General features: G+C 40.7%; 7 protein-coding genes and 1 tRNA gene. 4 read left to right on the forward strand and 4 right to left on the reverse strand.

Annotated features, from left to right (window positions below; genetic code table 11):
• Window positions 1-54: 54 nt before the first annotated feature.
• Genes KGY70_11915 through KGY70_11930 form a run of 4 tightly spaced genes read right to left on the reverse strand, consistent with a single transcriptional unit; the run spans window position 55 to window position 5,275 of the window.
• Entirely contained in the window at window positions 55-1,488 is a 1,434-nt protein-coding gene (locus KGY70_11915; protein ID MBS3775888.1) for a glycosyltransferase family 2 protein, read from the reverse strand.
• Window position 1,489: 1 nt separating this feature from the next.
• On the reverse strand, window positions 1,490-2,791 hold the full coding sequence (locus KGY70_11920) for a hypothetical protein (protein ID MBS3775889.1): 1,302 nt from the start codon (window positions 2,789-2,791) through the stop codon (window positions 1,490-1,492).
• 10 nt (window positions 2,792-2,801) lie between these two features.
• Window positions 2,802-4,115, reverse strand: a complete 1,314-nt coding sequence (locus KGY70_11925) for a YaiO family outer membrane beta-barrel protein (GenBank protein MBS3775890.1) — start codon at window positions 4,113-4,115, stop codon at window positions 2,802-2,804.
• Between the two features lie 41 nt (window positions 4,116-4,156).
• The gene (locus KGY70_11930) at window positions 4,157-5,275 is read right to left on the reverse strand and encodes a response regulator (protein ID MBS3775891.1); all 1,119 of its coding nucleotides are present in this window, start codon (window positions 5,273-5,275) and stop codon (window positions 4,157-4,159) included.
• A 59-nt stretch (window positions 5,276-5,334) separates the two neighbouring features.
• On the opposite strand from KGY70_11930, the gene KGY70_11935 reads away from it, so the two are divergent.
• From KGY70_11935 to KGY70_11950, 4 genes are all read left to right on the forward strand, one after another.
• Window positions 5,335-5,799, forward strand: coding sequence for a ferritin family protein (locus KGY70_11935; protein ID MBS3775892.1), 465 nt, complete (start codon window positions 5,335-5,337; stop codon window positions 5,797-5,799).
• A gap of 20 nt (window positions 5,800-5,819) precedes the next feature.
• The gene (locus KGY70_11940) at window positions 5,820-8,414 is read left to right on the forward strand and encodes a T9SS type A sorting domain-containing protein (GenBank protein ID MBS3775893.1); all 2,595 of its coding nucleotides are present in this window, start codon (window positions 5,820-5,822) and stop codon (window positions 8,412-8,414) included.
• Between the two features lie 355 nt (window positions 8,415-8,769).
• Entirely contained in the window at window positions 8,770-9,195 is a 426-nt protein-coding gene (locus KGY70_11945) for a BLUF domain-containing protein (protein MBS3775894.1), read from the forward strand.
• A gap of 94 nt (window positions 9,196-9,289) precedes the next feature.
• Window positions 9,290-9,364, forward strand: a tRNA-Val gene (locus tag KGY70_11950).
• Window positions 9,365-9,808: the final 444 nt, after the last annotated feature.

The following is a 9,808-nucleotide window of genomic DNA, read 5'->3' on the forward strand; positions in this document are numbered from 1 at the left end:
CAGGTAAAAATACCTAATCAATAGCAATACTTAGGTAAATCTACGCATATGCATTCAACTGGCATTTGTTTTTTCTTCAAAACCCACGCGTTTCATCACTCCCCATGCCCGGTTACCTCTGATATAGGAAATATTGCCCTTTAAATACCAATAAACAAGCAGGGGGTGATAAAGAAAAGGTTCTGCCATGGCCACCAGAAAGAGCCGCAGATTTTCGCGTGGTTTTTTATAGGGATGAAATGTCAGCTCATCATAAAGTATGGAAAAAAAGGAAAATGAGAGTGCAAAAAGGTAAATAAAAAGCAGTATGGTCAGGAACAGGGGCCAGTTTATCAGGCCAACCAAAGCCATAACCAGGAAATAAACAAATCCGAAAAATTCTACAATAGGGGCAAGCCATTCAAAGAAAAACCAATAGGGGTAACCAAGCATACCTAAAGCGCCATACTTAGGATTAAAGAACAACTTCCTGTGAATATACAGTGTATCCATTGTCCCCCGTATCCAACGGTTTCTTTGCCTTCCCAGTATTTTCCGGTCGGAAGGTACTTCTGTCCATAGCAGGGGGTCCGGAAGATACATTACTTTATGCCTGATGCCTTTTTCGTACATATAACGCCGCATACGAACCACCAACTCCATATCTTCACCAACGGTTTCCTTAAGGTAGCCTCCGCAGCGTATAATCACCTCTTTATCAAACATTCCAACAGCACCGGAAATAATCAGCAGCCCGTCCATATGGCTCCAGGCAATGCGGCCGATCAAAAACGCCCGGGTATATTCAAGTACCTGTATCCGGGGGAAAAATTTCCTGGGCACCCGTCGTTGTATCAGCCTGCCTTTCTCTACTTTACAGGAATTGGCTACATGAACCACACCTCCTACAGCTATAAGTTTCTTTTTATGGGTCTGCATAAAAGGCCGCGACAGCTTAAGAAGGGCGTCATGCTCTATGATCGAATCAACATCCAGACAGACTACATAAGGTTTCCCGGAGGCATTCAGCCCTGCATTGAGGGCATCGGCCTTTCCCCCGTTCTCTTTATCAATGACCATAAGATTATGGTAAGCTTTATTCGTGGATCGATAGATTCCCCGGACTAGCTGAGTGCTCAGTCTATCATAAACATAATAGCTCACCCTCTTAAGTTCATAGGCGGCAATTGCTTTTTCCAGGCTGTCATCAGTACTCCCGTCATTAACAACAATCACATCATAATTGTTATACTGCAGATTAAGTAAGGCCCTGATGTTGGCGACGATACTCGAAGACTCATTGTAACAGGGAGCTATAACGGATATCTCGGGTGCAATAGGAGAATTGATTATTGTATGATAATCCACCGGCCGGGTCTTCCTCATATAACTGCTCAGAAAATATCCCGCAATAAGCCATAATAAAAAGTAACCGCCGGTTATTATAAGAGAATAAAACAAGATGAGGTTGTCAATGGCATTGATAATATTTTGAACGAAATTTTCCATATCAACTGGCATTTTCAATTATATGATGACACATGGAACGAATGGATTGATCTTCTGTCTGGTCTCTCAAAGCCCTAACCTCCTGTTGATTGTTTAAACTTTGATTATAAAAGGATTCCAGGAGATAAAACAACATGGTATTGTCGGTTTCTACTTCAAGAATCTCATGATACATTTGTTTTCTCAGCTTCTTTTTACCAATAAAATAATCGATCATCACTTTCTTTACAGCCTGTGTTTCATTTAAATAATAATACCGAAAGATGTCATCTATTCCCTGGATTCTAAGCTCTACAATGGTTTTATAGGTTTCAAGCCTGATCTGCTCATTGTGATGATCGATAAGCCGTAAAAGGACTTCAGTATTTTTACTTTTAAGATAGTACCACCGGATTAGGCGCAATGCAAACACAATGACCGATTCGTTGCCGGATCGAAGATATTCATACAGATCAGGCAGTGGTATTGAATTGTGAATCATGGTTTCGTAGAGATTCATCTGATCCCATTCAGTAAGTATGTGGGAATAACCCTCAAGAAAAGAAAGCGCCTGATCCGAATACTGGCTGATATAGGCCAATTGGCTGTATAACCGAACTTCCGGGTTTGAACTTTCCGTCAATTTGGAAAGATTGATCAACATCTCCCCCCGGAACGGACGAATCGAAAGATATTTCAGATATAGAGCCTTAATTGGCCAGGCTCCTGTTCTGATCTTTTTAAGCAGATAAGGTTGCAGGTTATTATCCCTGTAAACATACCTCAGCTTGATCTGCATCCTCCCGTAAATGATATAGGCTAGTTCATACAGTTGTTCTATAAGAATCCTTTTATTGGCATCACGATGCAGGCCAGGAAAATAAGGTACATCCAATTCATTTTGCTCATTCAGATAGCTTATCAATATCTCTTTGTAAAGTTCCCAGCTTTTTCTTTTCTTCTTTTGGCTGTAATACCGGTAGTATTTTATACTGAAAACCAACATCATAATACTTATTATGGATAAAATAAAAAGAACCATAAGGAAGGTAAAAAAAGGGACCAGTTTATAGAACAAAGAATTTCCGGTAAACGAAGTGCCCGAGCTTCTGGCTATCCGTTCATCCAACCACTCAGTCAATTTTCCGAATAAACCTGTAGATTTTTTATTTACCTCGGATTTTGATTGTTCTTTCAGGGTAGAATCACTGGTCTCTGTATTCACTTCAATTATCTCGTTATAAGTGGAATAACTGCAGAACGCCTGATTCGTGAAGAAAAGCATCAAGCCCATCAAACACAAGATATACATAAATTGATTCATAAAAGATCCGCTAATTATAAAATTGATACATAATGCGCAATTCAGTAATTATATGATCCCGGAAATTATTGTCCATAAATTCCTCATTCCGGTAGATCAGTCCCAGTTTTATCAACCAGTGTTTTATATTTTCCTGGTATTCCAGATGAATTCCCGTTGTATTAAGCCGGTTGAGCTCTTCAAAATCCACAGCATAAGCAAGGCTTTCCGGTGAAGTGCCATATTCCAACTTCAAACCAATATAATCATCACTGGTGGCCAGATATCTTCTTGCCCTGAGCGTATAGGTATGTCCGGTTGCTCTTTCTTCGGGTGTAATGTAAGTTCTCAATGCGAACCAATAGTCTCGGAAATATAAACCAGCCGATCCTGTATAGAAGAATATGGGCTCATTCCATTTCAGTCCACGGAAACCTCCGGAGAGTTCATATCCTTTGTCGAAATTGTGGAACCATTCTGCAGCATAGCGCTGTTCCGGAAATAATGGTGACCCGCTGTAGGCCAGATTAAGGTAAAGATAGTCGGATGGGGTAATGCGGGGATACCCGTCCAACTGAAATTGTAAATTGACTTTGCCGGGGTTATCAACATAAGGATGTCCCGAACCAACCAACCTCCCATAATTGATCATCCCTATGAAAAGAGAATTTTTCAGGTTCAGATCTGCCCGTAATGAAGTTACATGCCACCTTTTGACCCAGGGTTTTCTGAAAAAACTAAAACGATGAACTACTCCGGCCTGCTTTAACAAACCCGGATTAAGGTCCTTATAAAGTACGTTGCCTTTTTTATGACCCGGCTTGATAGTCAGCAGACGCTCCAGCGTTTCGGAGGCCGGCTCATTTTCCCCCAATTCAGCCAAAATATCAGCCTTCTTATAAAGCATATCCACATCGTTCGGATAATGCTCCAATCCATGATTGGCATATTCCAGAGCTTTAGTAAAATTATCCGACCAACGTTCCAAATCAATTAGGGCATGAATGCAGTCATAATGCGTGGGCATCTTTTCATACACTGTTTTTAGCTCCGTCCGGGCACTATCATGCTTCTCGTCCCAAATCAATGTACGGCCAATGAGTACACGGGCATCATGATAATCCGGATCTTGTGAAAGTATGTCATAAGCAATCTTCCGTGCCTCTTGAGTTTCCTGGTCATAAGCCAGTTGTCTGGCTTCCTGCAATTGTTCCGGGAGGGAACGCTCCTCGCCATATAGAATGTTAACAAACACTCCAAAATACAAATGGATCAACAGAAAAGCAGGAAGAAAATATCTTATAAATGGTATTTTATCGTCGGGATGCTTTTTTTCGTAATCCATTATGAAATCGGGGTTTTGTTTCTAATTTGTCTCTAATTAACTTATAAATCATTTAAAATGAGCGATATCGAATCTTTTTGGCTAAATTTAAGCATTTTGTGTAAATAAGCAAGGGGTATGCCTGCCCGTTCGCATGCATGGCGCATATTATGCTCCACAAACTCATATACTTCCCGGTTTTTCTCAAGTTTGTTACCGTTAACCTTCAATCGGAGATGGTTCCGGAGAATACCAATTATTCTCATATCCATTCCCATAACATCAACTGAAAGGCCTGTGTCAATCATATATTCGGATGCTGTTCTGAAATTAAAGGATGGAGCTCTATAAACAAGATGATTACGGATCTCCCGGGCTTCCATTGCCGTGTGATCCATTTCATTAAGCAGTACAAATGAACCATCATCTATCACCATGGGATTATCCATCAGCCCATTGATCTGGCTTGCCTGAATATCGGGAAATCTTGTTACGTGAAATTCTCTTAGCACTCTGGAAATATAATTTTCCCGCTCTTTATCTTTAGAGAGTAAAACATCCAGACTGAGGCTTTCTTTAAATCTGTTGAATTCAGCCTCCTTATTTGTCAAATGCCTGGGCAGCTCCTCTTCCTCTGTGATACAAAATAACATAACCAGCTTTATCCATAGCGCATCTCCCGTTAAGGTATTGTATAAACCCAATTCAGGCATTGAAATCCGGTGAATCAGGTATTTGGTTATCTTCAATATTTTCTGAATGGCTTCCTCACTCAAATGCTGATCATCCACAATGATACGTGAATCAATATCCAACTGATCAGATATATCCATACTCAACATTTCGATTTCCTGGGGCAACCGATCGGGGTTAAAGGGCTTCGTTAAATAGGAGTCTGCATTAAGTTGATAGGCCTTATAGACAGTATCCATATTTTGAACAGATGAAAGTACAATGGTTTTGGGTTTATGATCCTGATTGTTTATAAAATGAAGCACTTCCAGACCTGTATAATAGGGAAGCAAGATCTCAGTGATTACCAAGTCGAAATTGCTCAAATTAAGCATTCTGAAAGCCTCTATTCCATCGCTGGCCAGATAAGTGCTATGTCCGTTTCTATCAAGGATCGATTGTATTAAGCTACCAATCAATTCATTGCTTTCGGCTATCAAAATTCGCATTGGACACAAAAATTTTCGTCCAATATTAATTAATTTTACGCACAAAACATATACAGTTTATGGAAGAAATAGTAACCTTCATCAATTATAATGATATATTCGACATTTTTATTGAAAAGGAAGAGGAAAGCATTGAAATTTACAACACATTTGCGCGTATGTCCGAAAATATGGAGCTACGTAAAACTTTCGAACAATTTGTACGTTATGGAATGGCCCACATAACAGAATTAAGGAATAAGAGAGAGCAATATCCGGGAGGTAATTTTTCGAATTCCATTTCTGTAAAAATCAATCAAATATCTCATGAGTCCATAAATTTTAAAATAATGGCATATCGGGATATACTGGAATTTGCCATAGAGATAGAAAAGAGATCGGAACTGCTTTATCATGATATGGCCAATCAGGTTAATGATGAAGAAGTAAAAAAACTCTTTCTGAAAAATTCAGAGGAGGAACGAAGACAGCGCCTTCGGATTGAAAAAATGCTGTCTTTTGAAGACAGCGATTCAAATATATAATCCCGTTAACATATTACCCCATGCACCTTCCTTTACTCGGCCTTTCAAACATTCACGTCATTTCAAAACAAATGCTGTTAACGGTCATAGCTTTCATTGCTGTTATGTTAACTGCCCAATCCTCTCAAGGCCAAAACGTTTCCAATTCATGCAGCTCAAACCCGGAAGTTCCCTTTTCGGTGGACAAAACCCATCTGACCCTCTGGAACGGGTGTGAATACGTTCCAATCTTTGTTAAAGGAATGAATCTGGGAGTAGCGGTTCCGGGTACATTTGCAGGTCAGCTTGCTGCCTCACGGGAACAATACCGGCAGTGGTTTTCCCAGATACGGGAAGCAGGATACAATGTCGTGCGTATCTATACGCTGCATTATCCCAGATTTTATGAAGAACTGAATGCCTTTAATGAGGCGAACCCCAAAAAGCCTTTGTATGTCTTCCAGGGAATTTGGCTGGAAGGTAGTCTTCCGGATTATAATGATGACCTGCACTTTTTAACCGATACATTCGACCTCCAGATAAGGGAAGCCATTGACTGCATCCATGGTAACCGCTCCATAGAACACCGGTACGGAAAAGCCTACGGTGAATATCAGACCGATGTATCGGAATGGATTCTGGGTTATATCATAGGCCGGGAAGTTATTCCAAGGGAAGTACTCACCACAAACGAAAACCATCCGAACAACACTTCCTACCAGGGAGAAATTTTTTCCCTACCTTCCGGAACCCCTACCGAGTGTTGGGTAACGCAACGGCTCGACAGGCTGGTTCAATACGAAAGATCGGAATACAGCACCGAGCGGCCGGTGAGCTTTTCAAGCTGGCCCACACTGGATCCTCTGGAACATCAGGAAACCTTCACGGATGAAGATATCGCTTCTATAGATCTTGCCAATCTAAAATTTTCGGATTCATCTGCGGGATACTTTGCCAGTTACCACGCCTATCCGTATTACCCCGATTTTATCAGTACCAATCCCTATTATCAGTCATTTTCAGACCATATCGGACAGAACAGTTATCTTGGATATTTGTACGACCTTAAAAATCACTATGACCGTTTTCCATTAATAATTGCCGAATTCGGAGTACCTTCAAGTTGGGGCATAGCCCATTATTCCCATACCGGAACCCATCACGGAGGCAAAAGCGAGGTAGAACAGGGAGAAGCAAATATGCGGCTGTTGCAGAATATTTTCGAAAGCCGGTGTGGCGGTGGAATTCAGTTTTCCTGGATTGATGAATGGTGGAAACCCACCTGGGTTACCACCCCCATGGACTATTTATCCCACCGGCGACCCTTTTGGCACAATGTAACGGCAGCCGAACAAAATTTCGGGCTCTTAAAATTTGAAAAAGAACCGGTCTCCTATAAAAAGTGGAAAACTTATCAAAATGAGAAACCCATCGATACCATTTCCGTGACCCACGACTATTCATATTTTCGTCTTCGGCTTGCTTTGAAGGAAACAATACAACCCGATGATTCGATCTGGATAGCCCTTGATACTTATTCTGAAGATTTAGGAGAACGAATACTGCCTACGGGGGACACCATTCAACACAGGGCAGAATTTGCATTAAAGATCACCAATCATGATGCCGAACTTTTTGTCACACAAGCTTATGATCTTTTCGGAATTAAATTTGGCATTTCCTCGCCGGAACAATTATACCGATCAGTCCCAACCACAGGCGCTCCGTGGAATATCGTGCGGTGGAAAAATAATATCGGTACGCTCGATGTCCAATATATAGGGAAAATGAATACCAGAATTGGAAATCAACCTGCTTCCAGTAAGGATGCCGTTATGATATCGGACAAACAGCTTGAAATCCGGCTACCCTGGACATTGCTTCATTTTGTTGATCCCAGTACCATGAATGTGATCCATGATGACCGCACAACCTCCGTAACCGAAGATACCATCTCGGATGGTATCGCCATATCTGTATTTTATAACAACAATCAGATGGCACCTGAGAGCCGATATAAATGGGATAGCTGGAATACCGTTGATGATGTAAAAACTGTGAAAAAGGCATCCTATTCCATCATCAAAAACCGGATCGGCCAGTTCAATAACCCGCCTGTTGCATTCTGCGACTCCTATACCGTGAAAGAGAACGGAACCCTGGAAGTATCAAAAGAAAATGGGATATTAAAAAATGACTTTGATATAGACGGCAACCCATTCAGTCTGGGAATGGTTCGCTGGCCAAAGCACGGAACCCTGAATATATCAGGGGACGGATCATTTGTTTACAATCCTTACAAAAAATATTTCGGAGAGGATTCCTTTACCTACTCCCTTTATGACGGATTCGGGCATTCAGATACTACCCGGGCCACTATAGAGATCACCCCAAAACAAAAAGGACAATTGATGATATATCCCAATCCTGCAACCGATCAAATCAATATCCGCACAGGGATCAAGGCGGATGTATATCGGGTACAGATTGTCAATATTCTGGGCAATGAGGTAATGGCAAAAACCCTGACATCAAATCAAGAAATCATTGATATTTCTCCACTCACGTCCGGCTCTTATATGCTCATTGTTGAAACCAAACAAAATCGGATTACCCGTTCTTTCATCGTAAAATGAGATGATTAACACAATATTAACAAGACCTTCTATTCCGCATCCCTATCTGTAAAATTTTATTAAACTTGTAAGCAATATTTCCCTGATACGGCAACCGAGAATATCGTATACCATTGTAACCGTTGTGGTTATAAGATCAACACTCCCGGGAAATGCTTTGTTTGCTGATTACATGAAGAAATCAGTCAATATACTGAAAAACAGCCAGATTAACAAACAAAATGCTCATAACGAAAAATCAAGTGAACGGGTTTTTTTATCAAGACTTTTGGCACCCTTTTCATTTTAAATTCATTGAACATTTCAGGCAGAAATTTGTTCTTTCATTGTTTAGGAGCCATATCTTTTTATAACCATGTCTGATCTGATACACATTGTATATGTAAGCTTCGCCTATAAGGCCTTGTCCGAAAAAGAACTTGATGCACTGCTGGCAGGGATCCGAAAAAAGAATGAACCACGGAATGTGACCGGGCTCCTTCTTTATAATGACCTGAATTTCATACAGGTCATTGAGGGAGCAGAAAAAACCATTCATAATCTATTCGAAGATATTGAGCAGGATACCCGACACACCAATATAGTAAAACTTCTGGAAGAATCTATTGAAAAGCGGGCCTTCCCAGACTGGTCTATGGGCTTTCGGAGAATCAGCAAGAAACAATCATCCCGAATCCCGGGATTTTCTGATTTTTTAACTGCCGAAGACCCTGAAAAGGTTATCAGCGGAAGCACCGAACAAGTCATGCATCTTCTGGACAGCTTCAGGAGATATACCTGAAATCCATACATAATGGACCTTGGGCTAAAATTTTCATTTATTTTTTTTGAGAATAAAAAAAGAGCATTATATTTGCAACGCTATAAAAATAAAAGGGCGTTTAGCTCAGTTGGTTCAGAGCGCTTGCCTTACAAGCAAGAAGTCGATGGTTCGAATCCATCAACGCCCACAAGAGAAAAGGAAAGGGGTTTTGGAAGGTCACCAAGGCCCCTTTTTTATGTCTGGTTGAAACATGGTTGAAACATTGACACATAAATTTGATCTTTACTGTCCACCCATCCAATCCCTATAGAAAATGGACGGGTGGACGAACTAAAACCCATTGAAAATCCGCTTGTAACTCCCAACAAATCTGTATCCGGGTGCAAGGGTGTAGAAAATTGGAAAAACTTTTCTATATAATCGGTATATGGTTGCCAGGTATTTCCAGAAAGTTTTGCAAAATCCCACGCCCATACACCCTATCCCTTATATAATGGGACTTTAAGGAGGGTTTTGTAAGGATTTAGATGGTTTTTACGGACTCAGCGCTTTTATTGGAAAATTGTTGCTTATCATGATGTAGTTCATAACCTTTGATTTTATCGTTTGGAAATACATGAGGCTGATTTTC

The sequence above is a fragment of the Bacteroidales bacterium genome (genome assembly GCA_018334875.1).
Lineage (GTDB): Bacteria > Bacteroidota > Bacteroidia > Bacteroidales > UBA12077 > JAGXLC01.